The 26,005-nt window shown below is 32.0% G+C and carries 25 protein-coding genes; 7 read left to right on the top strand and 18 right to left on the bottom strand.

The genetic code is table 11. The features are described 5' to 3' along the window. Window positions 1-51 precede the first annotated feature (51 nt). On the top strand, window positions 52-420 hold the full coding sequence (locus KF896_02440; GenBank protein ID MBX3042552.1) for a PqqD family protein: 369 nt from the start codon (window positions 52-54) through the stop codon (window positions 418-420). 5 nt (window positions 421-425) lie between these two features. Beyond that, complete coding sequence (locus tag KF896_02435; GenBank protein ID MBX3042551.1) at window positions 426-1,889, top strand: aminoacyl-histidine dipeptidase; 1,464 nt, start codon at window positions 426-428, stop codon at window positions 1,887-1,889. Between the two features lie 195 nt (window positions 1,890-2,084). Here the strand turns inward: KF896_02435 and KF896_02430 are convergent, their stop codons facing one another. The 7 genes from KF896_02430 to KF896_02400 all read right to left on the bottom strand — a co-directional run bounded on the left by KF896_02430 (window position 2,085) and on the right by KF896_02400 (window position 5,448). Beyond that, window positions 2,085-2,282, bottom strand: coding sequence for a hypothetical protein (locus KF896_02430; GenBank protein ID MBX3042550.1), 198 nt, complete (start codon window positions 2,280-2,282; stop codon window positions 2,085-2,087). A gap of 33 nt (window positions 2,283-2,315) precedes the next feature. Beyond that, a complete protein-coding gene (locus KF896_02425) occupies window positions 2,316-2,912 on the bottom strand; it encodes a hypothetical protein (GenBank protein MBX3042549.1) in 597 nt (198 codons plus the stop codon). Between the two features lie 6 nt (window positions 2,913-2,918). Next, the gene (locus tag KF896_02420) at window positions 2,919-3,278 is read right to left on the bottom strand and encodes a hypothetical protein (GenBank protein MBX3042548.1); all 360 of its coding nucleotides are present in this window, start codon (window positions 3,276-3,278) and stop codon (window positions 2,919-2,921) included. A 93-nt stretch (window positions 3,279-3,371) separates the two neighbouring features. Then, window positions 3,372-3,704 carry a hypothetical protein gene (locus KF896_02415; protein ID MBX3042547.1) on the bottom strand — a complete coding sequence of 111 codons (333 nt, stop codon included), beginning with the start codon at window positions 3,702-3,704 and terminating at the stop codon, window positions 3,372-3,374. Window positions 3,705-3,855: 151 nt separating this feature from the next. Continuing rightward, window positions 3,856-4,302: a PIN domain nuclease gene (locus tag KF896_02410; protein MBX3042546.1), complete on the bottom strand. Its 447-nt coding sequence runs from the start codon at window positions 4,300-4,302 to the stop codon at window positions 3,856-3,858. Window positions 4,303-4,305: 3 nt separating this feature from the next. After that, window positions 4,306-4,503 (bottom strand): hypothetical protein, encoded by a 198-nt coding sequence (locus tag KF896_02405; protein MBX3042545.1) that lies wholly within the window; start codon window positions 4,501-4,503, stop codon window positions 4,306-4,308. A gap of 102 nt (window positions 4,504-4,605) precedes the next feature. Beyond that, a complete protein-coding gene (locus tag KF896_02400; protein ID MBX3042544.1) occupies window positions 4,606-5,448 on the bottom strand; it encodes a hypothetical protein in 843 nt (280 codons plus the stop codon). A 298-nt stretch (window positions 5,449-5,746) separates the two neighbouring features. Between KF896_02400 and KF896_02395 the strand changes: the two genes are divergently transcribed. Further along, on the top strand, window positions 5,747-7,285 hold the full coding sequence (locus tag KF896_02395; protein ID MBX3042543.1) for a PepSY domain-containing protein: 1,539 nt from the start codon (window positions 5,747-5,749) through the stop codon (window positions 7,283-7,285). 2 nt (window positions 7,286-7,287) lie between these two features. On the opposite strand, the gene KF896_02390 is transcribed toward KF896_02395, so the two are convergent. From KF896_02390 to KF896_02370, 5 genes are all read right to left on the bottom strand, one after another. Continuing rightward, window positions 7,288-8,622, bottom strand: a complete 1,335-nt coding sequence (locus KF896_02390) for an aspartate kinase (protein ID MBX3042542.1) — start codon at window positions 8,620-8,622, stop codon at window positions 7,288-7,290. 8 nt (window positions 8,623-8,630) lie between these two features. Further along, window positions 8,631-9,230, bottom strand: a complete 600-nt coding sequence (locus KF896_02385) for a hypothetical protein (protein MBX3042541.1) — start codon at window positions 9,228-9,230, stop codon at window positions 8,631-8,633. A gap of 35 nt (window positions 9,231-9,265) precedes the next feature. Then, complete coding sequence (locus KF896_02380) at window positions 9,266-9,901, bottom strand: hypothetical protein (protein ID MBX3042540.1); 636 nt, start codon at window positions 9,899-9,901, stop codon at window positions 9,266-9,268. 29 nt (window positions 9,902-9,930) lie between these two features. Next, window positions 9,931-11,029, bottom strand: a protein-coding gene (gene prfB / locus KF896_02375; protein ID MBX3042539.1) for a peptide chain release factor 2 whose coding sequence is annotated in 2 segments (ribosomal slippage) — window positions 9,931-10,959 and window positions 10,961-11,029 — 1,098 coding nt in all. Because the reading frame shifts where the segments join, the coding sequence is not laid out codon by codon here. 100 nt (window positions 11,030-11,129) lie between these two features. After that, window positions 11,130-13,076: a hypothetical protein gene (locus KF896_02370; GenBank protein MBX3042538.1), complete on the bottom strand. Its 1,947-nt coding sequence runs from the start codon at window positions 13,074-13,076 to the stop codon at window positions 11,130-11,132. Between the two features lie 213 nt (window positions 13,077-13,289). Between KF896_02370 and KF896_02365 the strand changes: the two genes are divergently transcribed. Then, complete coding sequence (locus tag KF896_02365) at window positions 13,290-13,940, top strand: superoxide dismutase (GenBank protein MBX3042537.1); 651 nt, start codon at window positions 13,290-13,292, stop codon at window positions 13,938-13,940. A gap of 806 nt (window positions 13,941-14,746) precedes the next feature. On the opposite strand, the gene KF896_02360 is transcribed toward KF896_02365, so the two are convergent. The 6 genes from KF896_02360 to KF896_02335 form a co-directional block, all read right to left on the bottom strand. Continuing rightward, a complete protein-coding gene (locus KF896_02360) occupies window positions 14,747-15,544 on the bottom strand; it encodes an HNH endonuclease (protein MBX3042536.1) in 798 nt (265 codons plus the stop codon). Next, window positions 15,541-16,176: an OmpA family protein gene (locus KF896_02355; protein MBX3042535.1), complete on the bottom strand. Its 636-nt coding sequence runs from the start codon at window positions 16,174-16,176 to the stop codon at window positions 15,541-15,543. The genes KF896_02360 and KF896_02355 overlap by 4 nt, the downstream gene beginning before the upstream one ends. A gap of 55 nt (window positions 16,177-16,231) precedes the next feature. Continuing rightward, on the bottom strand, window positions 16,232-17,701 hold the full coding sequence (locus tag KF896_02350) for a MotA/TolQ/ExbB proton channel family protein (GenBank protein ID MBX3042534.1): 1,470 nt from the start codon (window positions 17,699-17,701) through the stop codon (window positions 16,232-16,234). Window positions 17,702-18,103: 402 nt separating this feature from the next. Further along, complete coding sequence (locus KF896_02345; GenBank protein MBX3042533.1) at window positions 18,104-19,582, bottom strand: sigma 54-interacting transcriptional regulator; 1,479 nt, start codon at window positions 19,580-19,582, stop codon at window positions 18,104-18,106. Window positions 19,583-19,586: 4 nt separating this feature from the next. Continuing rightward, on the bottom strand, window positions 19,587-21,071 hold the full coding sequence (locus KF896_02340) for a hypothetical protein (GenBank protein MBX3042532.1): 1,485 nt from the start codon (window positions 21,069-21,071) through the stop codon (window positions 19,587-19,589). Between the two features lie 271 nt (window positions 21,072-21,342). Next, complete coding sequence (locus KF896_02335) at window positions 21,343-22,017, bottom strand: hypothetical protein (protein MBX3042531.1); 675 nt, start codon at window positions 22,015-22,017, stop codon at window positions 21,343-21,345. 594 nt (window positions 22,018-22,611) lie between these two features. Between KF896_02335 and cas6 the strand changes: the two genes are divergently transcribed. The 3 genes from cas6 to cas3 are packed head-to-tail and all read left to right on the top strand — an operon-like array spanning window position 22,612 to window position 25,997. Then, a complete protein-coding gene (cas6, locus tag KF896_02330; protein ID MBX3042530.1) occupies window positions 22,612-23,265 on the top strand; it encodes a CRISPR-associated endoribonuclease Cas6 in 654 nt (217 codons plus the stop codon). Between the two features lie 13 nt (window positions 23,266-23,278). After that, a complete protein-coding gene (locus KF896_02325) occupies window positions 23,279-23,842 on the top strand; it encodes a hypothetical protein (protein ID MBX3042529.1) in 564 nt (187 codons plus the stop codon). Then, the gene (gene cas3 / locus KF896_02320; protein ID MBX3042528.1) at window positions 23,835-25,997 is read left to right on the top strand and encodes a CRISPR-associated helicase Cas3'; all 2,163 of its coding nucleotides are present in this window, start codon (window positions 23,835-23,837) and stop codon (window positions 25,995-25,997) included. Before KF896_02325 ends, cas3 begins: the two co-directional genes overlap by 8 nt. Window positions 25,998-26,005: the final 8 nt, after the last annotated feature.

The raw sequence follows: 26,005 nt of genomic DNA, 5'->3' as shown, positions 1-26,005 counted from the left end.
ATTTTTGTAAATTGCAATAATAAATGCAACAATTTTAAAATATTTTTTCCTATGAAACTTTTCAGTAAAAGTAAAAACACAGAAATGAATTATTTGGATTTAACTCCCTACAGGAAATACAATCACAGCCTGAAGGAAGATGGTCTGATTGATGTGCTTGTACCGAGATTTACTGATAAGATTTTAGGAAAGATTTTACAACCAAAGCTGAAAAATCCCTATATTCGCGCAAATCTCGACGAGCTCGGCTCAGCAGCTTGGCTCGAAATAGACGGAAAACGAAAAGTTGGTGAAATCATAAACCTTCTTGATTCGAGTTTGGGAGACAAAATTCAGCCGGCACAACAAAGAGTAACACTTTTCCTTTCTTACTTACATAGAAACGGTTTTATTAATTTTAAAGAGTTTAATAAGGATTAAAAAATATGGCTAAAGCACTTGCGGGTATAAAACCCGAAATCGTATGGCATTATTTCGAAGAAATATGTCAGTATCCAAGACCTTCAAAGCATGAGGAAAAAATCGCAGCCTATATCAAAGGCTGGGCTAAAGATATGGGATTTGAAATACAACATGATGCAATCGGAAATTTCGTTGTTCGTAAACCTGCCACACCTGGTATGGAAAACCGTAAACCTGTATGTATTCAAGGACATATTGATATGGTTTGCGAGAAGAATTCAGATGTAGAATTTGATTTTGATAATGACCCAATCCAGTGCTATATTGACGGCGACTGGGTAAAAGCACGGGGCACTACATTAGGTGCTGATAATGGTGTTGGTGTTGCTATGGGTATGGCAGTACTTGCATCAAATGATGTCCCCCACCCTGATATCGAACTTCTTTGCACACTTGATGAAGAAACTGGTTTGACAGGAGCAATTCAGTTAGGCAAAGACCTTTTGAAAGCTGAAATTCTTATCAATCTTGACTCAGAAGAAGACGGCTCATTTACAATCGGCTGTGCAGGCGGAATGAATACTCGTGGTATTTTTGCTTATCAGGCTGCTGCTGTTCCGGCAAATTCTACTGCATTCAAGCTTACCGTGAAAGGTCTTAAAGGCGGTCACTCAGGCATCGAAATTCATGATGGCAGAGGTAATGCTGCAAAATTTATAAACAGACTTCTCTGGAATCTGAATAACAATTTTGATATACATTTGTCTGATTTCAATTCAGGTAACAAGCACAATGCTATTCCTCGAGAAGGTTTTGCTACTATTACAGTTGCAAATTCTGATGTTGATGCATTCAATGTTTATGTAAAAGAATTTGAAGCTCAATACAAAAAAGAATACGGTTCAAAAGAGCCAAATCTTTCGATTTTTGCTACTGCTTGTGATACTCCTACAAGAGTAATGACAAAAGAATTTCAAACTAATTTGATAAATTCATTCTATGTTATGCCACACGGAGTTTACAGAATGAGTCCGGATATTGCGGGTTTGGTTCAGACATCAACTAACTTTGCAATAGTAGAAACCAAAGAAAATACTGTGGAAGTACTAACAAGTCAGCGTTCTTCAGTTGAATCTGAAAAACAGGATATGGTTGCAATGGTTGCAACTGCATTCAAACTCGGTGGTGCTGAAGTTAAGTTCGGCGATGGATATCCTGCTTGGGAACCGAATGTAAATTCTCCGATTCTGCAGGAAGCAAAAGAAGTTTACAAGAGATTATTCGGTAAAGAAGTACACATTGAAGCAATTCACGCAGGGTTGGAATGCGGTCTTGTAGGCGAAAAATATCCAGGTATGGATATGCTTTCATTCGGTCCGACTCTGAAAGATGTTCATTCACCTGATGAAAAAATTAATATTCCAACAACTGAAAACTGCTGGAATTTATTGAAAGCTATTTTGGCTGAAATACCTGTTAAAGCTTAAATTTAGTTTATATTAAGTTTTATTTAAGTGCCATACCTATTGGGTGTGGCATTTTTTTTGTGGTTATATGAAATTTATGTTGTGGAGAGTATTCAAATTAATATACTTCTAAAAAAGAATTCAATTCTAAATACAAATAAATTGATAAAATACTTATTTAGTAACCAACTGATTTCACATCTTTTAGCCAAATATTTATAAGTCAGTCTCCATATTAAAGTAATTATCCAAGTCGGATTCAGAATCATACGTGCTCCCGTCGAAGTTGTCACGGTTCATAGTGCCTGCTGATGTCCACAAAGTATCACCAAATGGTTTATAATCAAAGTGTAAAGCATCAAAAGCCGTGCCATTCTGACGTACAACAAGCCGGACAGAGCCATTATTATCCATAAAGTTTACCTTTTTTTGTTAAATAATGTTTGATTATTGCAACATGATTACACGTTCATCATTTACATATTTCAATTCAAAATTAACTTTTTTTGCTCTTTCGATTATTTCAAGCACACACTCATTTAATTCTTTATATAAAAAACCAATACTTGATGTATGATGAAAGTAAAATACAAAATCATATTTAGGTACAAAGAATAATAAACTATATGGTGCAGAATTAGAAAGAATACAGTCAAAAATTAAATTCAAGAAATATTTCCAATTTAAACACTCACAATAGCCATTATATTGAGGTTCAATATCGCTATTAATAAGCATATTAAGATATTTAGATGTTAATTCACATTTATTAGTCAAGGAATAATCAACCCTGTCATTTACAAAGTCCCATGTATCTAAGCAAAATCCTCCCCATTCTTCATCTCTAAATGGTGGCTTAATGATTATTTCATCAATTACCTCTTCAAAAATTGATTGAAAAGCATCATAATCTAATTTAACATCATCTAATATGTTTAAATTATGCATTTCAAACTTAAAACCTTGACTATCTGGTAAAAAATCGTAATTTAGCCAATTGAAAATATTCTCATTATGGATACCAATTTTTCTTAATGCTTTCATAATATTCTATTTGATTGTTTTAAATTCTGTCCAAGGGATAGATAAACCTTTTGGTCCTTTATGCTTATTGATAATAAAATCACCAAATTCATCTGCATCCTTGTACCATTCGAGCCCTTGATTTGATTCTTTGAATACCTTAAATTTGCTTCCACCATGTCCAAATTTATCACTTGACCACCATAACCCATCATTTCCTTTGAAAAAATTTCCCCAGGATTTATGATTTTTGACTGAGGACGCATTTTCCATTGTTAATAACCAATTCTTTCGATAACTTTGGATTACATTCTTTGATATTTTTCCTAATTTCCCAGCTTTTCCAACGGACCCATGTTCAACTATACCAATACTTGGTGCAGGCATTCCATAAGCGTAACCGTTTCTATGAACTAAATAATCTGTTCCTCCAATATTGACAGTTCTGCTATCCCAAGTAAATCCTTCTACAACAAAATCTCACCAATTAGCCTCTGGTAGAACCTGCTCTCTATCAGCATAGGTGACAAATCCTTCGCTTTTATAAACAGGTGCATTAAGTTCTTCTTCAGTAAAAATATTTAATGTAACAAGATCAACAACAAAATCAATAATGATATTAAATATACTGCTACCCTCAGACCCCTGTCCACCTTGTCCATTATTGGCTGAAGAGTTTGAGCCTCCTGTTCTACTGCCACCTTCAGGCTCTTTTGCATAAGGTGAGACCTCTCCAGCATTGTATTTCGGATTATTCAATTCTTCTGTAATCCGACTACCAATATCTATAAATGGAGGGAGTACTGCTTGCAACTCCTCTCGTTCCTTCTCTTTCTCGGGAGTTAAGCCCGTCGGGTCTCGGTAGGTGAGTGGCGAGTTGTAGGCATAGTGATACGGCGTTTGAGCAGGGAAGGCAGACCACAGCAGGTCAGGCGTGGTGAAGCGACTCTTATATAATACTCTTTTATTCATTGTCATTAAAAAATATCTTGTATAATTCACTTGTTGTAATATGAATGTTGATGCCTTTATTCAAAAGTCCTGATATCAATTTTTTATCACCTGTCCAAAGTTTAGCATCGCAAAATAATGCTGTTGCTACAAAATAAGTATCATCTATGTCAATATCGGTGCAAATTTCAATCGCTCTATTCAGATATTCAATTGGGATATCTTTGTGGTGTATAAGTTCGATGTTTGCGGTCAACAATTGAAAAATTTTATTAAATTCAGTTTCAGTATATCCTTTCAGAGTAAGAATTTTATACTGATGACTAAGAATTTCCTCGTTTATATAATCTGGTGCAAGAATTCTATGGTTATTGTTATCAGTTAACAGGATTTGAGCAAATTTGCTATTTGTGTTCAGAATAGCACTAAAGAGAATATTAGTATCAAGGACTATATTCATCGTCTAATTTCCGTTTTGAAGCCTATCAAATCTACCTTTCTTAATTTCGGCTAATATTTCATCGGCTGCATCTTGCGATACTTCTTTACCGGAACTTATTGATTCATAGAACAAATAGTCAAGAACTTCCTTTATTTTGCGATTATTATTACTTAAAGGAATCTTTACTAATATTTCATTGTCCGTTAATTCATAAGTCATTTTATTATCTCCATTTTTTAAATATTTTACGTATATATTTTTAAATAATTGTTTAATAATTTTTAGAGTATTCAATTAATCTTCCTGCTCTATGTATAGTAACTAATTATTCTTATTATTGTTTATAATCTTTTCATTGTCTTCTTCATTTTTAAAGAAATCAACAGTTTTTTCAAGTTCTAAATCCAAACCTTTAATTTTTCTATGAAATAATAAAATAATAAAATTAGATTGTCTATCAGGGTTACCAAATCCAAATTGATTTTCAATACTTCTTTGGAGTCTTGATTTACCCCAAAGAGCATATCGTTTTCTCAATTCCATTCCCAAACTGAAATGATGTTTAAGTAATAATTCATCTTCTGCTAATTTCATAAATTGAATTTTAAAATCATCTGAAAAAATAGAATCCAAATCTTCTAAACATTCATTAATATCTTTTGGTATAAATCTTCCATTAACTGTGTCAGCTGTTGATACATAGCTATGAGTGCTATCATATTCAATTTTTAATTTTTTTATTGAATCTAAGTCATTTTGATAGTTATATACTTGTCCTTGTATATAATAATAAAAACCTTTTTCAATTATATTATTAAGACTTCCTCGCCACATAAGAGTACTTCCGTCAAATTCTTCACATAGAAAGCTATCAAAATACTTTATACAAGTATCCTTTATCAATGTTTTCCCAAGATATTTTCGAACCAAATCATTCATTTTACAACTTTCGGTAAAACTAATATCAAGACTAAAGAACTGATTTTCAATTAAATTTTCAATGTCAGTATTTTTTAATTTATTGATGATTTCAATCGGAATAACTGCTTCCATATCTTTGTAATAACCATTTATAAAATTCAATTGGCAAGAATCATGTTCGATTGAAAAGAGTTTTAAATTAAATAGAAAACAAAATAAAAATAAATAAACTAAGTTCTTCATGTTATTCTCCTTCTCGGGTGCCAGTCCAGTCGGGGCACGACAAGCGAACAAATTTTCAAAACAATTTTAAATAACGAGTTTTACAACAAAATATTATAGTAGATTTTTAATTGTCAGCGGTAACGAAGATGATGTTTTCGATACTAATTTCAAATTCCTTAAACAAGATACCTCTCTTTATGATGTATTATCATTAAAAATTACTATAAATGTTAATTTTAGGAAATAATATTTTTATTTTATAATTTAATTTCTTATTTTTGAATAAGATTTAAAAGTCTGATTAGGAAAAGTAATTATGAAAAAAGTTTATAAAGTTTCAAAGTGGCTGCACAAATGGTCAAGTATTATCATAAGTGTCTTGCTTATATGGATGTCAATATCAGGAATTATTCTTAATCACCCTGAACTTATCACGAATGTGACGGTACCAAAATGGCTGCTCCCATCGGAATATGACCTTATAAATTGGAACAGAGCGGCAATCATACAGGCTGAGCACTCTAAATACGAATTCGGAAAAGCTTACTTTGCAGGTCACGAAGGAGTCATGAAGACTACAGACGGTGGCTATTCATTTTTTAATATGAATATTAACGGATATCCAACTTCAGCCTGGAGCAAGAAAACAAAAAGTATTGCACTATTCGAAGAAAGTGGCAAGGAAATTCTTTTTGCAGGTAATTTTGATGGTTTATACAGACTAAAAAACAATCAATATGCATGGGAAAAGCTAAATTTACCAAGTAATGACAGTAAAATAATCAAAATTGGTAAATATCACGATTCCATAATTGTAGCAACAGATTCTGAGATTTTTATAGCAAAGATATCTACAGGAATAATGTCATTTGTAAAATTGCCAATTGAGCGCATAGATAACAATCCTTCTATGACACTGATTGAATTCTTTTTTCAACTTCACTCGGGAGAATTATGGGGCTTGCCGGGACAAATAATTTTTGATATTGGCGGTTTGATAGTTTTATTTTTAAGTATAAGTGGCTTGTATATCTGGCTATCGCCAAAATACAGAAGAATGAAGTTGAGAATGAATCTCAAAAAATCAAAAAATCACTCAGGTTGGTTCTTCAAATATCACCTCAAACTTGGTATCTGGAGTTTTGCATTACTTCTGATTTTTGCAGTAACCGGATTATATATGCGTCCTCCAATGATAGCTGACCTAATAGGAGGCGAAATTTTGCTTAAATATGTTCCTGCACCTACACCGGTAAACCCATGGAAACACAGAATCAGGAACATTAATTATGATGAAGCCACAAATCAAATGGTTATTGATGCTAAAGATGGTTACTGGGTTTCAGATATTGGAATTTATGGCAAATTTACTAAGCAACTGCCACCGGTTCCTATATTTGCAATGGGTGCTACTGTACTTGAAAATGATTCTCGAGGAGATTTGCTGATTGGCTCATTTGCCGGCTTATTCAGAATTGAAAATTCAGGACTTAGGGCTGAGAATGTTCTGGATGATGGAGCTCCGATGGTTTCATCAGTAAGACCCGGAGCTAACCTAATTACAGGATATTTCAAAGAACCTAACGGATATGAATATGTAACCACTCACTTCGGCGGGCTTGTTAATGTGCAATATCCAAATATGAAAACAAGTAAATATATTATGCCTGATTTTCTTAAAGAGAATTATGGTATGTCACTATGGAACTATCTTTTTGAGCTGCATAACGGCAGGCTTTTTCAGGCATTTGTCGGAGATTATTATATACTTATCATTCCACTCTCTGCACTGATTTTTATTATAGTAATAATTACAGGTGTATTTGACTGGCTTTATATCAAATTCAAGTGGTGAAACTAATCAAAATTTTGAATCAATCTGTTATGTAATAAATCAATATTTTCAATGGAAAACTCAAAAGTAGATTTGATAAAAATGGCATTGTTATTAATACTAATAATAGATGCATTTTCAGGAAGTGCATTAATCACCTCAAATAGTTTTTTGTTGACTAATGTGCCTGTAATTGCCAAAAGGAATACCTTCTGAAAACTTATGAAATCAGCATATTTTGTATCAAAGAAAACATCTATGCTATTGAAATAATAAGATGTTATACTTTCCTCTGATATATTAATTGAAATTGGCTTACATCCAGCTGAAAATGCAATATTATTAATGTGATTTGCTATTTCCCATGAGTTGGAGCTTCCAGGTATATCAAAATTCAATTCATTGACTTCCCTCAGGTTTATAATAGTATTGAGTTTGGGAAATTGGTCTGTGAAATTATTTTGTATAACTGTATAGTCACCATCAGGAATGAATGTATTTCTGACAGATACTCTTATATCAGCTTCAAGAGCCGGTTTGATAGTATCCGGATGCAAAACCTTAGCACCCAAATATGACATGATTCTAACTTCTTTTGCTGATATAGATTTAATTGTCTTTGCTGCTGGAATCATTCTTGGGTCAGCTGATAAAATTCCACTTACATCTGTCCAGATTTGAATTTCATCAATATCTAATCCTGATTTTTTTAGCAAATTTCCTATTACGGCGGAAGTGTAATCCGAACCTCCACGACCTAAAATAGTTGTTCTGTTTTTCAAATCCGAAGCAATAAAACCTTGAGTAAGTTTGATGCCATTTTTTAAAAAATGTGCAGTATTATCCTTAAATTTACAGAGGCTTATATTAAAATCAATTTTTGCTTCTTTAAAATTACTATCGGTTATCAAATAGTTCTGAATATTCAGCAAACTTGAATCTATTCCAATTTCATTCAGATAAGATAAAAATATTTTTGTGGAAAGAATCTCACCATAAGATGACACCGAAGCAAAATTGAATGGAGTAATTTCACCTAAAAATTCTATTGCACTTAATTTTCTTTTAATATCATCAAAAATATTTTTAATTTCAATAGAAGTATTATTAAATGATTGTGGGCAAAGGTCTTTTAAGACATTCAAATGTTTGAACTCTAATTGATTAATAATTTCAACAGATTCAGATATTTCATTTAAACTTAAATTAATAGCTTCAATCAATGAGTTAGTGGTTCCCGCAAGAGCAGACAAAACGACAACAGGATTATCTCCTCCATATCTTAGAATACAATCTACCGATTTTCTTATTGAATCGGCAGATTGTACAGATGTACCACCAAATTTCAATATTTTCAAAATAAATCCTAAAAATCTAAAAAAGTAGCCAGATATCCAGCTTCTTTAAGGTGTACGAGAAGTTCGTCATCGACAAGAGACTTAACTGCTTTTTTTGCCTCAGTAATTTCAATTTTGTGTTTGTAAGCAAAATGCCAGATATCAATTGGGTCCATAGAAATTTCAATTGCTAAAAGCTGTGGGACAGTAAGGCTTTCCCGATTCATAAATCTTGTCTTTGAAGACTCGGCAAAAATTTGAGACTCTTTATCAACAAGATGTACGGGTGCAAAATAATAATTGTCATTTTCAAGCAAATCACAAATTGGAAATCCACGATATCCACCTTTGATTAAAACCGGCAGGAACAAAAGAGAAACATAATATGGTGGGTTGAGTTCATCATCTTTCCATAAATCAAGCCATACTTTTTCATCAAACACTTTTAGCCATTCAAAAAAGTCAATCTCACTTTGCGGTAGTTTGAAAAGTGTATTATGGGAAAAATAATTTAGTATATAATTTGCCTGAGATTCATTTATTTCTTTAATTAACGAATCCGAAATATCAATAAAATCAATCTCAGGCGATTGTTTACTGCACCATTTTACAATTTCTTTATCAGTCAAAATATTTAAGCCATTATAATTTATACAAAATATAATTATCTAATTAATCCGTCTTTTTTCAAATTTTTTGCAATATCTTTAGCATATGATTCCATAATTAAGTCGAAATCAGAACCGAACCATTCGCCTGAACTTGAATAAGAAGTTGCAATCCATGCATTGGCTTTTGACCTGACATCGAATAGTTTGGCTTCAAAATACGAACGAAATTCACGATCAACAGAACCGCCTGTTTGGGTAGTAACAGTACGCTCTGTATATACATCTTTACCATCTTTCTTCTTAACTTCCCCCTTAGTTTCTGAAACAGAACTTCCGGGCTTGAAAGTTTCCTGGACATTCTTGTCTTTCCATACGATTAGAAGATAGCCTTCAATATTCTGATTTACCAAGGTTTCCTGCATTTGGTCTTCGCTCCATTCACGTGTAGGAGGAAAGAGCTGAGAACCTGTATAAACCGTAACACCTTCTTTAGTTAGATGAGTTGCCATCTCTTTTTCAAGCTTTTGCTTATATTTCAAATCTGAAATGTCTGCTAAAACGCAAATCTTAGAATATTGTTTCCCCCGAAAGGCAGGGTCAACAAAAGTAGTTGTTTCTGTTGTGGCGCAACTTGATAAGAATAATGTTGCGAGAATGAACATTCCAATTGCAAATAAAACACGATTCATACTGATTATGCTCCGTAAATATTATAAAATTAATTACTTTCCAATAACAAATATGCTTTGATGAATTCATCTATATCACCATCCATCACAGAATGAATATCAGTATTCTTAAGCTCTGAACGGTGGTCATTTACCATAGTGTATGGTTGAAATACATAAGAACGGATTTGACTTCCCCACTCTATTCTTTTCTTAGTTCCTTCTATTGCTGCTTTAGCAGCTTCCTCAGCTTCTCGTCTTTGCTGATAGAGGCGTGATTTAAGCATCTTAATTGCCCGTTCACGATTTTGGAACTGTGACCTCTCCTGCTGACACGCAACAATTATTCCTGATGGTAAATGTCGAAGTCTTACAGCGGTTTCCACTTTATTTACATTCTGCCCACCTTTGCCACCAGCTCTGAAAGTATCCCACTCAAGGTCTGCAGGATTAACTTCAATCTCAACATCATCATCTACTTCCGGATATACAAAAACCGAAGCAAATGAGGTGTGCCTGCGGGCATTACTGTCAAAAGGGGAAATTCTCACAAGTCGGTGGACGCCGTTTTCAGCTTTCAGGTAGCCGAAAGCAAATTTGCCTTGAAACTCAAGTGTACAAGACTTTATTCCTGCACCATCGCCATCAACCTGCTCAAGAAGTGTTACTTTGTATTCCTTTCTTTCTCCCCAGCGGATATACATCCGCATAAGCATTTCTGACCAATCCTGAGCCTCAGTACCTCCTGCACCGGCATTTATACTTAGTAGTGCAGTACGGTCATCGTCCTTGCCACCAAGCATATTACGTACTTCAAGATCATCAATTTTAGTGCTTGCTTTGTCAATTTCTGCTAAAATTTCCTGTTCAAGTGAATCATCTTCTGTTTCATTTGCAATCTGCCACATAGTCCGGGCGTCTTCTACAGCAGTATATGCTTCCTGCCAAACTTCCACCCAATCTTTCATTCCGGCAATTTCTCGCAAATTTTTTTTTGCTTCATTTTGGTCATTCCAGAAATTTTCAGCCTCACTTCGTGTTTTAAGTTCTTTTATTGATGCTGTTTTGCCTTCAATGTCAAAGAAACCTCCGCAATGTCTCGGTTCTTGATTCTAAATCTTTTATCTTGTCTTTTAATGGTTCAAACATTTTTTCTTTTCTTAAAATTGAAAATTTAACAATTACAAAAATACGCTTTTATTCTGTAATAACAGCCTGATTAATAAATTTTTGATTATAATTTCACTAATTAATCTTCATTAAAAGTCCAGTTCGCTGTCAATCGCAAATTGCCTGTAAACATTGGATTCACTGCAACATAATAATAATTCTGACTCAAAATATTTTCATATTGTACTTTTACAAATGCATCACCCAATTTAACTTCCAGAAATGCTGTAATACCAGTCAACATAATCCCACTGTCATGATTTCCGGGATAGAAACTCCTTGTAACGGGATAAAAATAGTCACCTCTAAAATCGGTAAGAAGCCCGGTCTCCACACCTACCCTCAACATACTTTTGCCGGGTTTATAGGTATAAAACAGCCTTCCACTTGTTGTTATTATTGGTAAATCATATATTTGATTACCTGCATCATCTATACTATACTGCAAAAGTCCATGTAATCTCATTGAAAGATTTTTTAAAATATCCCCGCTAAAATCAAGATATAAACCGGTACGTGTGATGCTGCTTCCGTTGAAATGATTAATATAATTAAAATCATCCGTTAAAGGGTTAAATTCCGCCATTATTGGTGAAAATATACTCCTTAAATAAGCTCCTGTGATTAGTTGAGCGTGTTCATTCAGTCGGTAAATCATCTCTCCTGCTAAAGCAAGATGTTGCTCGCTTTTCAGGCTCAATCCTTCAACAGGGTAAGGAAGTCTGTCAGAATATGACAAATCAGCAGTCAGTTTCAAATTTTTTGCAATATTCAAATTTTGCTTCACACCATAAGCCAAGCCAACATTACCAAATTTAGAAAAAAATCTGACTCCTCCATTAATATCAAAATCATCACTGAATATGATTGTTGAGTGAGCAAATCCTGCAGTTGAAACACCATTAAATTCATCATGATAGTACGTTCTTTCAATCAAATCAACCTCAGCAGAGCCGCCAAATCTCAAAGAAATTGCATCAACAGGGGCAATTTCGTATCTCCCTTCAGTTCCAAAGAAATTGCTTGTTGTTTTATAAACCTGGCTTGTAGTATCGCTTAATCCAAAATTCAAATCCGAACCAGAACTTCTATCACGTCGGATTGAACTGATGTAAAAATTCAAAACAGCGGTATTAGTTGTATTGGTATCAAAATTTCTTGTTGCAGTTATAGATAAATCATGCCTGAACAGACGCTCATTAAGCCCTGAAAATACAGGAATTGCCCCAATTTCATCGAAAACACTGTTTGAAATTTCCGGATTGTTTCCACCGCTTGTTCCAGAGCCAAGATTTGAGAAATTCTCTGTAAAAGAAATGCTTGTCAGATTATCGGGATTCCATCTGAGTATAACTCTGGCATTCCAGTTGTCGCCCCATGTATTTGTGAAAGCACCATTTGAATTGTAACTTCTAAATCCGAAAGTGAAATTAACATTCGGCATCACATTTTGTGAAAAAATACCATCCGCTCCTAAATACCCGAATCCGGAATTTCCAAACCAAATCCTTGTAAATGGAAGAGCAGAATTATACCTGATTTCTTGTATATTTACAAAAACTGAAGCAGCATTATCACCAAATACAACTGCATCTGCTCCAGTAAATATTTCAATATTTTCAAAAAATTCTGTAGGAAATTGTTCTGGATTTAATGAACCAATTTCAATATCATTAATGTTTCTTCCGTTGAACCCCCAAGAAATTGAGCGTGATGGAGCACCAAGAGCAAAAAAACTGTTATAAGTCGAGTATGAACCCATATCTTGACTATAAAAAGGAGTAAAATGCGATATGATATCATTAAGTCCGGTATAATTAATTAATTGTATATCACGTTTATTGATATTCCTGAATTTATTGTATTTCCCTGACAAGAATTTTCCATGATTATAAAGTGGTAAACTCAACAATGAGTCAGGTATCCGCTGTGTTTTAACCGAATCTGACGGAGTGACATTATCATCACTTATCAAATTCAAATTATAAATAAAAATTGATAATATTGCTGCAAAAAATAATTTCATTCAATTTGTCAAATAAATAAATACAAATATATACAATTGTATGATAACGAAATAATATGTTTTTTGTAATAATCAAACAAGTATTCTTTTATTACGTCTTAATAAAATATTCAATTGTAAAATAAATATTAAATAGTTATGACTAAAAGAGATTTTTTAATCGGTACAGCTGCAGTAGGTGCAGCGGTTGCAATGCCAAGTGTTGCAAATTCTATGACAAAATTAAAAATCAACGGACTTAATCAGGCAGTTGATTCAACCGGAAAATATATTCTTCCACCACTCCCATACGATTACAACGCTTTGGATCCCCATATTGATGAGCAAACAATGAGACTTCATCATGACAAGCATCATTTGGGATATGTGAATGGTTTGAATAACGCAACTCAAAAAATCAAGGATGCAACTGAATCAGGAGATTTTTCTCTGATCAAGCATTGGGAACGTGAGCTTGCATTCCACGGTGGAGGGCACTTCCTTCACACAATTTTCTGGAATGTTATGGGACCTAAACAGGGCAATCGCTCTAAAAATTTGGAAAATTACATAAATAAATCATTTGGTTCTTTTGATAAATTCGTTAGCTTATTTAAAGCAGCATCAAATGCAGTAGAAGGTTCAGGCTGGGGAATAATGTCGTACGAGCCTGTTTCAGACAAATTAATTATTATGCAGACAGAAAAGCAGGGCAACCTTACTCAATGGATACAGATTCCAATTCTACCAATTGATGTTTGGGAGCATGCTTATTATTTGAAATATCAGAACCGGCGTGGCGACTATGTTTCGGCTTTTATGAATGTTATAAACTGGGAATATGTTTCTCAGCAGTTCGATACGATACTAAGCTTATACAAATAAAAAGCATTAATCTATTAACCTAAATTTATGAAAATATCATAGCGAATTCAAAATCTGTAAGAAAAATAAATATATATGTTTCGATTTCGCTAAGTGTGACACTCGGCTATTGTTATGATATGTTTTGTCAGTCTGAGCGTAATCGAAGACTAAAGAAAACACTTCGACTTCGCTCAGTGTGACACTCGGCTATTGTTATGATATATTTTGTCAGTCTGAGCGTAATCGAAGACTAAAGAAAACACTTCGACTTCGCTCAGTAGTGATTAGCATAATACTAAGTCATTATTAATTAGGTACTTGCAAATCGCTAAAAACAGTTTCCAATATATTTCCAACAATTTTTAAAATTATCTGAATGATGTTGGAAAATATATCATTAAGACGTTGTGGGTGAATAAATAATATTAAAAAGATTTTTGACAGATTTTCAATTAAAATTGTTACCCGGAACAACAATGACAAATTGAAATGCAAGTACCGGGTCAATCAATAGATGTTAAGTAAAAATAATTTGCAGTATTCGGCTTACCTTTATGTTTATTATCCGGATTCACTATAGATTAATCCTGTGAAATGATATTTGAACAATTCATTTTCATGCAAGAAAAGCAGCACTTCAAATAATCAAAGTGCTGAATTTATTATTGTACGAATCCTATTAATAAAAATACGAATTATTCATTACAGCTTGTAGTTCCAACGTAATTGAATCAATTTGCGGCTCAATTCTTTTTTAATTACATCCACCAAAGTGTAAGTTCACCTGAATCAACCTGCAATTTTATTCAACATTTTGATATTTTTCATTCTCCAATCAAATGGCTATGCCTTGATTGGTGGCAGGTTTTGCAAAGGACTTCAAGATTTGATAAGGAATTATCTGACACTACTCCGTTCTTATGATGAACATGTAAATTTTGTTTATTCTGACCAAAATTTCCGTTACACTGCTCACAAATCCAGTTTTTGCGTTCTCGTAATTCTTGTGATATTCCATTGAAATCCTTTGTATAAATTTGAACAGGAGCTGTTATATCATCATGAGTAGGTAAGTGTATATGTTGCGTTGATTTATAACTTTCAAAAAATTCTTTCAGTGAGAAACCGTTGTAAATTTCTTTACTTCTTCTGTTACCATGCCCGCTGTAACCTTTATAACGAAGCTGTTCAAGACAATTTTTACAAACTTTCATTTCAACATCTGCGTTTTGCTTTTGAATGAATCCATCAAGACCTATTAAGTTTACTTTGAATTTGCCATCAGTTCTGTTTGTAACGACATAACGGTCAATTGCATTTCTTCCCAAATAGCCCTGAATTGTAGAACAGTTGGTTACGTGATATTTATATCCACTATAAGCTACTTTTTGGTCTCGGATATAAACGAGTACTTTCTGACCTTTATACTCGAAAGTATAATCATCAATAATTTCAATTTCATTGAACTTTATTTCAATACCATCACCCGAAAGTCTTCGCCTAATCTCATTAATATCTGCGTGAAAATCACTTCGATTAGTAAATATACTTACAAGTTCTGCTCCCATCATAGCTCTTAGACTATTAAGTTTAGTATCTGAATTATAATCCGGTAATTTCATAATATTATCTCCTGAATCATTTTAATAATCTTTATTTCAGCATTGGTTTTTACCATAAATTCAACTCTGCGTGATTTTTCTTTATCTTCAAATCCGTTCTTGTCCATTACAATCTGACTTGAGGACTTTCCAATTGCTATTGTCTTACTTTGTAGCCACTTTTTTTGCTGTGATACTTCGTCAAGATTATTTACAAATTGGAGTACACTCAAAGTACGATTCTGACTAAGCCGCATATTGTTGTGATAAGCGTCATTCTCACTTACTTTGACTGCCCACTCGCTTGATGTATGCCCTTCAATCCTGATTTCTTCTATATCATCTCTGAACTTTGGCTGACTTAAAGTTTTGATATATCTCGGATAAAAATCCTGTAAAATATTTTTAAATTCCACCGCCAAAATATCCGAACCGGCTTTAAACAGTATATCAGGTGTCTGAAACTTGACTGATAGTGTTTGCTGGTCAATCACCGCATTCCATTTTGCTAAATCATTTTTGAATTCCATATTTAGTGCTTCATAAAGTTCATTTTGCTTCTGGGTTGAAAGCACTGTTAATTCCTCGATTTTCTTTTGTTCTATCTGAGTAATAAGCATATAACTTATTGATATAAAGAGGAATATTACCATTAGTCCGGTCATAATATCAGAAATTGACATCCAATGACTTTCTTCCTGTGCGAGATTAATTTCTATATGTGCCATTTTGCAATCCCTCAGCAATAGTTAATACATTTCTTAATTGATTAGTTAGTGGAGAGTAATCCTTAACAAAATGTCCTGATAATGATGCTAATTGATTTCCAAGAGCAGTTAAAGATTTTTCAAGCTCTTTATCAAGAAGTTCTTGAAATTTTCCAAATCTGACTGCTAATTCATCGCTGTTCTTTTTAAGGAAATCACTTGTAATACCTGAATTATCCGAAATTACTTTCCTTAATGATTCATTGTAATTTGTCTGGAGTTCGTTCATTTTTGATTTGAAATCAGTAACTGCTTCTGCTGTTTTCCCTGTTATTTCGCTACTTAATTCAATATTTTTCGCTTGCATCACGCTTATAGTCTGACTCATTGATTTCTGCATTTCAGCAAATTTATCACTTTGGCTTATGAGAGATTCCTCATTCAATTTGATTATTTTGTTAGTTCTGTCATTCTGGCTTTTGATTGATTTTGAAATTGTATCAACCATTTCATTTACTTTTGAATCAATTTCAACAAAGGCATTTCTTGCACTTTTGCCGATGTCTGAAAATTCATTCATCTTATCGGCAAGTTCGTCTCGCTGTGTATTCAGTTCAGTCAGCAATGTTTCAAGTGTTTCAGCAACTTCTGAAAATTTTTCACTTCTTTCAACGACAATTTCAAATGAATTAGCAACACATTCAATACCGGAAATAGTATCTTCAAGTGCTTTTGTTTGTATTTCTATTGACATTCGATAATTATCCTGCCAGTCTAACATCTTACCTACACCTTCATTAAGATGCTTGAAATTTTCACCAAACTGCTCATTAATTTTAGCATTAAAATCAGCTATAACTTCACGCAGAGCCATAATAAGAGCGTTATAGTTATTCTCCGCCATCTTTGTAGCAAAAGTTTCAAATGAATTTACCATTTTATCCAATTTAATCTCTGTCCGGTCAAATCCATCCTGCATATTTGTACGTAATTTCTGAATTTGTGTGAGTAAAGTTGATTCACCATCTCCAATTAATGCTTTTTCAATCATTTTGAGATGTGAATTATTTGAGCGTGCTAATTCATCCTGTTTTGCAATTGATTCACGTTGAAGATTTATGAGTGTCTCAAGCGGATTTGAACCTCGTTGATTATTTCCGGAACTGCTAAATTGTGAAATAGCATTTGCAATTAAGCTCAATATCATTCCAACCAATGAAGTAATAAATGCTGTCTTTAACCCTTCAAGTAAACCAGCAATGCTCTCTTGAATATGTGCTGCATCAAAATCCATAAGTGCAATGAATATTCCCCAAAAAGTTCCTAATACACCTATACCAATCAAGAACGGTGCTATTGTTTTCAGTTTTGCCGGCTCGTTATTATATTTGATTAAGGCAATAACAGTAATTACAAACATTACTAATACAAATATTATGTTTGTGGGCGTCAGTAAGCTGATGAAATCCATTTTAAAATCTCCAAAAAATATTATAAAAAATTATCTTCTTGTTTACTTTACAATTCAGAGTGATTTTTTTTCAACTTTTTTTCAATTATTTTCCAAGACAATAAAAACAGCTTATTCAAGCATGAAACCATATATTGATTAATGCGATTATTCTGAGCAAGAATTTACCATTTATACCACTCTGAATATCATAGAGTATATTGTTAAGATATAAATGTGTTTTTTATGGAATGTTTTATGGAATAGGAATAATTTAATAAGAACTAATGAATAAACTATCAAGGATAAATTTTTCAAAATATATCAATATATACATCTTTAATAAATGTACCAAATATCAACGAAAGAAAGTAAAGTTAACTCACTTCAACTCTCAAATCATAAGTAAACACTATGTTATCATTATCCAAAATCCTCGTCATTCCATTTTTTTATAGAATTATGTGTAACTCCAAGTATTCTGCCTGCTTCCGCTGTGTTCCCATTGGTTTCTGACAAAACAATTTTCGTAAGCATTGTTCTTAGCAATTTATATGCTTTACCGTGCAATTCAGTAGGTATTTCCGGCTCATCATGTTGAACTTTATGTGTAAGTTCAGACAATACTTGTTTAATGTTTGATAATTTAATATTATCTGAAGAAGCATTAAGATTTAGTCTGTTTAGTATAATAATCAATTCTCTCACATTGCCGGGATAACGATAATTTTTAAGAGCTTCTAATGCATCAGGTTCAAACTCTAAATTTTCAAGAGAATTTGAAAGTTTTAGTTTTTCAATTAGTTCTGGAATCTGTTCTTTTCTTTTTCTTAACGGTGGTATATGTAGTTCAAATGTACGCAAGCGATAGTATAAATCTAATCTGAACTTTTCTTCTTCAACTAACTTTTGAATTTTTTCATTTGCAGCTGCAATAATTCTGATATTTGACTTCTCGATAATTGAACTGCCCACAGACCTAAATTCACCACTTTCAATAAATCTTAGTAATTTTGCTTGCAAACTAATTGGCATTGAGTTGATTTCATCTAAGAAAAGAGATCCGTTTTCATACTCTTTGACTATTCCTTTCTTATCATAATTTGCTCCCGTAAAAGCTCCTTTTTTATGACCAAAGAGTTCACTTTCCAATAATTGTTCTGGAATACCAGCACAATTGATTGGAAAAAAAACTTTTCGTTCACTTGTATCATGTAATGTTCTGGCTAATACTTCTTTGCCTACTCCGGTTTCTCCGTAGATTAAAATATGATTGTTTGATTTTGCAATTTGTATTTGCTTTTTGTTTAAATTATTAACGTCATTAACTACACTGTAATTTTGCTCATTCTTACTACCAAGTCTTCTTTCATAAACTTTTAGTTTGTTTAATTTATCACGTATGTTTGTAAGTAAAGCAACATCTTCTGTTCTTCTGCTCTCGACTGAGTAACGTTTTTCAATGGCTCTGATTAATTTTACCGGAAAAACATCCGCCTCAGCTATTAGAATCCATGATGCCTGCATTTGTGGAGTCCCTGAAGATATTAAAGCAAATAATTCATTATTTTCAATATCTATTTCACTAAAATTTTCATTTAGAAATTTAACTAATGAAGCGTAAACTTCTGTATGTACTGCAATCTTGTTACAAATAAATTCTTGGATAATTACATCACTTTCTTTGCAATAATTATTTTCTAAAATAATTGTTTTTAAGTATTCAGATATTTCCAAGTAATTGAACATATTGTCGTTAATTCTTGCGTTCCCTCTTGTGTATAGTAAATAAATATAATCAAAATCTCTTTCTGACAAAGTAGTTAGAATTGCCCCGTCATCTTCTAATCCTGCGAGCTTTCCCACATCATTTGTTCCTACAAATGTAATGAGAATTTTCATAGACTTATTCATAACTTACTACAACTTGGGCTTTTTGAATAATTTCAGACTTAAAAAGAATTGCCGGTTTTAATACGGTTACAGGGGTCTTCTTTTTATATATATCATATTTAATTTCAAGTTCTTTTATGGAATTTAAATGTTTCGACATCTGTTTCATTAAATCGTCCAAACTCCTTTCTTCAAATTCATCATTATCGTATGGATTTTCAAAATATTTATTTTTTAGATGCGAATAATTAGCCATAAGTCTATAATGCTCATCTCTAAACTTTTTAAAGTTATATGGAGTTTCGGTATCAGCATCAATAAAAACAGCAAATTCACAATCAATTTTTAATTTTAAAAAATCATTAAATACATTTCTTGAATGAAAAATTATTATATCTGGGTTTTTATTTTTGAAATTTTTATAAGATTGGATCAAAAACTTAATGATGTGTGAAATTAATTCGTAAAAATTCTTTAACTCTTGATAATCTGGAGTTTTCGGTTCTTTTTTAAATCTTTCAATCTTATCAATTTCATTATTTAATGATATTTTATACTCATTTAAAATATTCAAGGTAGTTTGGATATTATTAATATGAGTTATAATCTTATTACTATCACTATCGTTATCACGTAAGTATCGTTGATAATTATAGTTCATAAATATATCTTCAAATTGATTAATATTACTAATCAATGTATTCATCATAAAATTCAATAATTTTGCTTGTTCGTATGAATATCCATTAACAAGTTCAATATAATCCAAGATTTGTTCAGAAAATGTCAATTCATTTTCTTTAATAATTTGCTCTTTTTCTTCTTCTGGGGTTATTCTTGCATTATCATCAATATTTGCTGGAATTTCCACATTAGATTCCTCTAGGATAGAATTGCTGGTATCAATGTTAGAATTCATTTTATAATTTTCCTTAATTTTTAAATAATCAATTTCTTCGATTTCATTTGTTTTATTTAAATCTTTTATAATAAGACCGGACTCTTCAATCACTTTCTTAATTAAAAAATCACTATGTACTTTCAGCTCCCTGTACCATTCCGGCATAGTATATTTTGCATTAATGAGGTCAACCACCTCCTGAATAATTAATATTGATAGTAATACTCCTCGATTCGTCATCGGAAATGTCCAATGAGCTTCTTGATTTCTTAATGAACGTAACTTCCGAAATAAATCAACCTGATATTCTGTAAAATTATGTAATTCTTTAAAAGCATTTTTATAACCATTTTTTGAAAATAAAATAATTTCACAAGAATAATATAAGTCCAAAGTATCGTTTGAAAAATTAATAATACCTCTCTCTTCAAGTTCAGTTATTTTCCTATCAATCGAGTCTATATAATGCGATGGAGCGTTTTCTAAATCCAATGAATCTACTATAAACTCTCTTAATATTAAAGTAAGATTCTTGAGAATGGGACTCAGCCATTCTTCATATTCATTTAAATTATTTCCAAGTAGTTCTTTTGACATTTTTTTTTCCTTAATTTACAATACTTTTGAATTCAACTGAATTTTTGCAAAGGATTGGTTCAAGCTCAATAAAAGCAAGTTTAATTATTGATACATTGCCCAAATAATGCTTTATGCTTGAGATAATTGCTCATGCGAAATATCGGCACTAACATCATTATCAATAAAACCTGTTTTCATTTCATCAATCCATTTTGCTATATCTAATAAACTATTTGCTTTTTGCATAATTTAATGCTCCAAAGTAATAAAAAAAATCTAAATTATCAATTTATTTTGCATATTGGAAACAATTTTCAATTCTTTGTGGCAAAAAATTAATTGGGAAATTGTGTTGCCATTCACCATGACTCAAAATATTATTATCATACATAATTCCAAATATATACTTTGACCATCCGGTATCTAAGCCATAAGACATCATAAAAGTTTTTCCATTTTTCATTTTATATGCTGCTATAGGTCGGTCTTCATAATCGAAATCAGTTGAATAAAAAGATTCAATATTATATTTTTTCTGAAAATTATCTAAAATCCAATTATGAACTTTCATTTTTTCTATTCTCTTAAATTTACTTGAAGTTAAAGCATAAATTTCATTCTTAATAATATCAATATCTAAATTAAAATCAACGTTTTGACAAAATGATGACAAGTCTTTACCAATAGCTTCTTTCAATATATTTATAACTTGTATGTTCCTCAAGTATCCTTCAACTCGTCTATCACTTGATAATATATTATTAGCTAATACAAGTATCCAATCATTAATTTTTCCCTTCGCTCTAAAAAAGGAACTATTATAAGAATTAAAATCAACTGTGTCATAAACTTTGATTTCATTTCTTGTTAGATTTACTCCTTTTATACGGATGTTTGAAAGAGGAATTGAATCGAGTTTAGATTCTCTTTCTGATACTTCTTGTAAAGCCTTTAAACAATTCATTATAATTTCCAAAAACTAATAAATATAGAATTTATAATGAAAATGTCGTGCCAAAAACTCAATCACTTGATATATATACAATTAGGCAATATTTAAAAATGAATAACAACAAATTCTGTAATTTTATAACATAATATTGTCATATTATAACATCAACAGTGTTTGATTAACCACCAAAAAAATTGATATAGCATTTCTTCTTGTTTACTATACAATTCAGAGTGATTTTTTTTCAATTTTTTTTTCAAAGGAAAATTTACGTCCTCCATAAATCGCTTCTGTTGCGGTTTTCGGAGGATATTTGATGATTATCTATTGTCTGATTTATAAATCAATTGCAGGCAAGAAATATTTGAAATACAGGCATTTGCTTGATGAATAGCGAAAATTTGCGGAAAGGTTGGTTTATTAGAAGTAATTTTTCGATTTTTTTTGTAAGTACTGGAATTTTTTGCTAATTTTGTAGAGATAATGAATAACAATTGGATTATTTATGAGAATAAAAGTAATATTATCTCCATCACAAGCAAAATATTATTTGCCTGTTAATAATTCGCTAATCAGAAATTTTTGAAATAACAAGGATATATTTTTATGAGATTATATTTTAAACTTTCATCAACGAGTGAAATACTGCCCTTTGATTATCAATATAATATTTTGGGTAAACTTCATAATTGGCTTGGAGAAAACGAATATCACGACAAAATGAGCTTGTACTCATTTGGCTGGCTTTCAGGTGGTGAAAATTCTAAGAAAGGTTTATCTTTTAAGTCAGGTGCGATATGGTTTTTAAGTTTTTGGCAAGAAGATTTGGGAAAAAAAATAATTTTCAATGCTTTGAAGAACTCTGAATTTATTTTTGGAATGAAAGTAATTGATATTACAATTAAAGAAACTCCTGATTTTTCAAACAAAGAATTATTTTCTGTATCAAGTCCGGTTTTAGTTCGGAATTATACCGAAAATGGAGTGGAACACCTAATTTCAGATAATCCTAAGTGCGATGAACTTATGACAAAAACAATGCAAAGAAAGCTTAGAGAAGCAAAACTTGACGATGACATTATTATAAAATTCAACAGGGATTATCACAAACCAAAAACAAAACTCATCAAGATTAATGGAATAGAAAACAGAGCGAATTTATGTCCTGTGATTATTGAAGGAAATCCTGAATCCATTAAGTTTGCTTGGAATGTTGGTGTAGGTCATAGTACCGGTTCAGGTTTTGGAGCATTAAATTAATAAGGAGAAAAAAATGTATTACGTTGTGAAATATTCAGGTCAGTTTGGTTATATTAAGCCCTGGACTGCCGTCAGAGATAGTGAAACGTTTAGTCAGCAATTTTTGACACCGTCTATTGTCGAAGGTATTGAGAAGAAACTTTTCCCTGAATTGTTGAATGAAAAGGGAATTAAAAGAATAGCCAGACACAGACTAAGCTACACGGGACTTGATTTTCAGCAAGAAGTTACATGGTCGAAAGGACTTAAACAAAAATCAAATCCCTATCAAAAGAACAAAAGTATAATTACTCGTGGAGTAATGATTAATCCGGTTATGCATTTAGCATTTAAAAGTCAAGCTGATGCAGAAATTGCTTATTCGCAAACAATTTGTCTTGTCAGGAATGAGGACTTGATGTTTCCTGTAGAATTATCGGAGTTATCAATTGATGAATTTGATAAGATAAATGGGTTTGAATTAATGTTTACCAATGAATCGGATGGATTCAAGGTTGGGTTCAACCGATTTAATGGTAGTGATATGTATGGATTGTTGAAGGTGTTTGGAAATCCAACCGGATATACAAATGACTGATATTTCAAATATTTTAGCTAAAAGTGTTGAATATGGTTCTGTAACGCTACTTGACCATACAATACAGGTTGCTAATGCAGCTTTATACTTTGCTGAAAACTTTGATTATGAATTTGACAAAGAAGCAGTAATATATGGTGCAATAATTCATGATTTAGGGAAAGCACATCCATATTTTCAAAAAGCAATTTCAGCAGATAAGAATGATGATTTTGATTTTACAGAGTATAAACACAGGCATGAAATTTCTTCATTAGCTTTTTTACCTGCAATACCAAATCAGTATTGGGATAGAGTTATTGATATGGTGGTAGCTCACCACAAACCTATAGAGAATGACATTAGAAAAAGGGGAATTCTTGATATAAAAACTAATGACAGATATTTTATTGATAATCATTTAGAGGATTGGGAAAATTGGAAAATGTTCGGGATTGAAATTCTGAATCACTTTGGGTTAAAGATTATTGATATTAGCTATGATGATGCAAAAAAATCAATAAATTACACAGTTAATTATTGCAGAAATAAACAAAACTCTCCATCTTTTTATCGTGGATTGCTGAAAGCGGCTGACCATTTTGCATCAGCTTTTTCTTTTAGTACTAAGCAATATCTTAATTATACTTTTTACAAACCATCTTTAAATAAGTATTTTGATGATAAAAGAAAGTCGGAACTTTTCCCATTATCCGTTGTTGATGTGAATGACAACAGAAAGCATACTCTTGTAGTTGCTCCAACTGGAGCGGGCAAAACAGATTTTTTGATGAAAAGAACTCAGGGTAGAGTTTTTTATACTTTACCTTTTCAGGCATCAATTAATGCTATGTGGCAAAGGTTTAAAGAATTTGACCCGGATAATCCGGATATAAGATTGTTACATTCCACATCTAAAGTTATTGCAGGTAATACAGTTGAAGAACAAATTCTGCAACCATTAGTAGGTTCATCAATTAAGGTATTAACTCCGCATCAGTTAGCAGCAATTATTTTCGGGACATCCGGTTATGAATCTGTAATGCTGGATTTAAAAGGATGTGATGTAATTCTTGATGAAATTCACACATACTCAGACGTTAGCCGCTCAATGGTTATTGAAATTGTAAAAATGCTTAAATTGCTTGAATGCAGAATCCATATCGGCACCGCTACTATGCCGTATGCCTTATATGAGCATTTGCTTGAAATTCTCGGAGGAAAAGATAATGTTTTTGAAGTATGTTTGAGTAAAAAGCAGATTGAAACTTTTGACAGACATTTAATAACAAAGTATAAAGATAAAGACTTAACCAATAATATTATTGAACAGTCTGTTAATAATAATGAAAAACTATTGATTGTTGTTAATACAGTTAAAGAAGCACAAAATTTATTTAAAGAAATTGAAAATCAATTTCCCGATATTCCAAAAATGCTTATTCACAGTAGATTTAGAAGAAAAGACCGTGAATATTTGGAGAAAGAATTAAAAGATAAATATGATGGTGGTTATAATTGCGAGGGTTTGAAACCTTGCATCGTAATTTCTACACAAGTTGTTGAAGTAAGTCTGGATATTAGCTTTGACAGAATGATTACTCAAGCAGCTCCAATTGACAGTTTAATTCAACGGTTTGGTAGAGTAAACAGAAGAAGAAATATAAGCGCCCTTGATGAACTTTCGAGAACTTACAAACCTATCCATATATTTCTTGATGAAGAATCAACTTTACCTTACCCAAAAGATACTGTATTTAATAGTTATGATGTTCTGCCGGACAATTTATCACTATTAAAAGAATCTGAAATTCAGGGTTTGATTGACAAGGTTTATCCTGAGTTTGATATTAAAAAAATTGATATGCACCTGATATTCAGAAATGGGAATTTTGTTTTAAAAGAACTTACAGATAATAAAAAGTCTGTTTTGATAGAATTACTTGAAATTGAAGGAGCAGTTTGCATTCTTGAATCAGACCGTAATAATTATATTAATGCCAATCATTTTGATAAGATTAAATATGAAATTCCGGTAAGTTTGAAAAGTGTATTATACAGCAAAAACAAATATGAGCAACTTAAAGTTGGTTCTTATCCTTTTGTTATTCCGCAATTGGAAGAAGAACATCTGAAATACGGATTAGAAATGAAAGAAATTAGTAATATAATTTAAAAGGAATT

It is taken from the genome of Ignavibacteriota bacterium (assembly GCA_019637995.1).
GTDB lineage: Bacteria > Bacteroidota > Ignavibacteria > Kapaibacteriales > UBA2268 > JANJTB01.
The sequence above is the reverse complement of the archived record's forward strand: the minus strand, read 5'-3'. Positions and strand labels throughout refer to the sequence as shown.

Coding starts and splice junctions, on each gene's coding strand:
- KF896_02440 (MBX3042552.1), top strand. CDS start 52: ATGAAACTTTTCAGTAAAAGTAAAAACACAGAAATGAATTATTTGGAT.
- KF896_02435 (MBX3042551.1), top strand. CDS start 426: ATGGCTAAAGCACTTGCGGGTATAAAACCCGAAATCGTATGGCATTAT.
- KF896_02430 (MBX3042550.1), bottom strand. CDS start 2,282: ATGGATAATAATGGCTCTGTCCGGCTTGTTGTACGTCAGAATGGCACG.
- KF896_02425 (MBX3042549.1), bottom strand. CDS start 2,912: ATGAAAGCATTAAGAAAAATTGGTATCCATAATGAGAATATTTTCAAT.
- KF896_02420 (MBX3042548.1), bottom strand. CDS start 3,278: ATGCCTGCACCAAGTATTGGTATAGTTGAACATGGGTCCGTTGGAAAA.
- KF896_02410 (MBX3042546.1), bottom strand. CDS start 4,302: ATGAATATAGTCCTTGATACTAATATTCTCTTTAGTGCTATTCTGAAC.
- KF896_02405 (MBX3042545.1), bottom strand. CDS start 4,503: ATGACTTATGAATTAACGGACAATGAAATATTAGTAAAGATTCCTTTA.
- KF896_02400 (MBX3042544.1), bottom strand. CDS start 5,448: ATGAAGAACTTAGTTTATTTATTTTTATTTTGTTTTCTATTTAATTTA.
- KF896_02395 (MBX3042543.1), top strand. CDS start 5,747: ATGAAAAAAGTTTATAAAGTTTCAAAGTGGCTGCACAAATGGTCAAGT.
- KF896_02380 (MBX3042540.1), bottom strand. CDS start 9,901: ATGAATCGTGTTTTATTTGCAATTGGAATGTTCATTCTCGCAACATTA.
- KF896_02370 (MBX3042538.1), bottom strand. CDS start 13,076: ATGAAATTATTTTTTGCAGCAATATTATCAATTTTTATTTATAATTTG.
- KF896_02365 (MBX3042537.1), top strand. CDS start 13,290: ATGACAAAATTAAAAATCAACGGACTTAATCAGGCAGTTGATTCAACC.
- KF896_02360 (MBX3042536.1), bottom strand. CDS start 15,544: ATGAAATTACCGGATTATAATTCAGATACTAAACTTAATAGTCTAAGA.
- KF896_02355 (MBX3042535.1), bottom strand. CDS start 16,176: ATGGTAATATTCCTCTTTATATCAATAAGTTATATGCTTATTACTCAG.
- KF896_02350 (MBX3042534.1), bottom strand. CDS start 17,701: ATGGATTTCATCAGCTTACTGACGCCCACAAACATAATATTTGTATTA.
- KF896_02345 (MBX3042533.1), bottom strand. CDS start 19,582: ATGAAAATTCTCATTACATTTGTAGGAACAAATGATGTGGGAAAGCTC.
- KF896_02340 (MBX3042532.1), bottom strand. CDS start 21,071: ATGTCAAAAGAACTACTTGGAAATAATTTAAATGAATATGAAGAATGG.
- KF896_02335 (MBX3042531.1), bottom strand. CDS start 22,017: ATGAATTGTTTAAAGGCTTTACAAGAAGTATCAGAAAGAGAATCTAAA.
- cas6 (MBX3042530.1), top strand. CDS start 22,612: ATGAGATTATATTTTAAACTTTCATCAACGAGTGAAATACTGCCCTTT.
- KF896_02325 (MBX3042529.1), top strand. CDS start 23,279: ATGTATTACGTTGTGAAATATTCAGGTCAGTTTGGTTATATTAAGCCC.
- cas3 (MBX3042528.1), top strand. CDS start 23,835: ATGACTGATATTTCAAATATTTTAGCTAAAAGTGTTGAATATGGTTCT.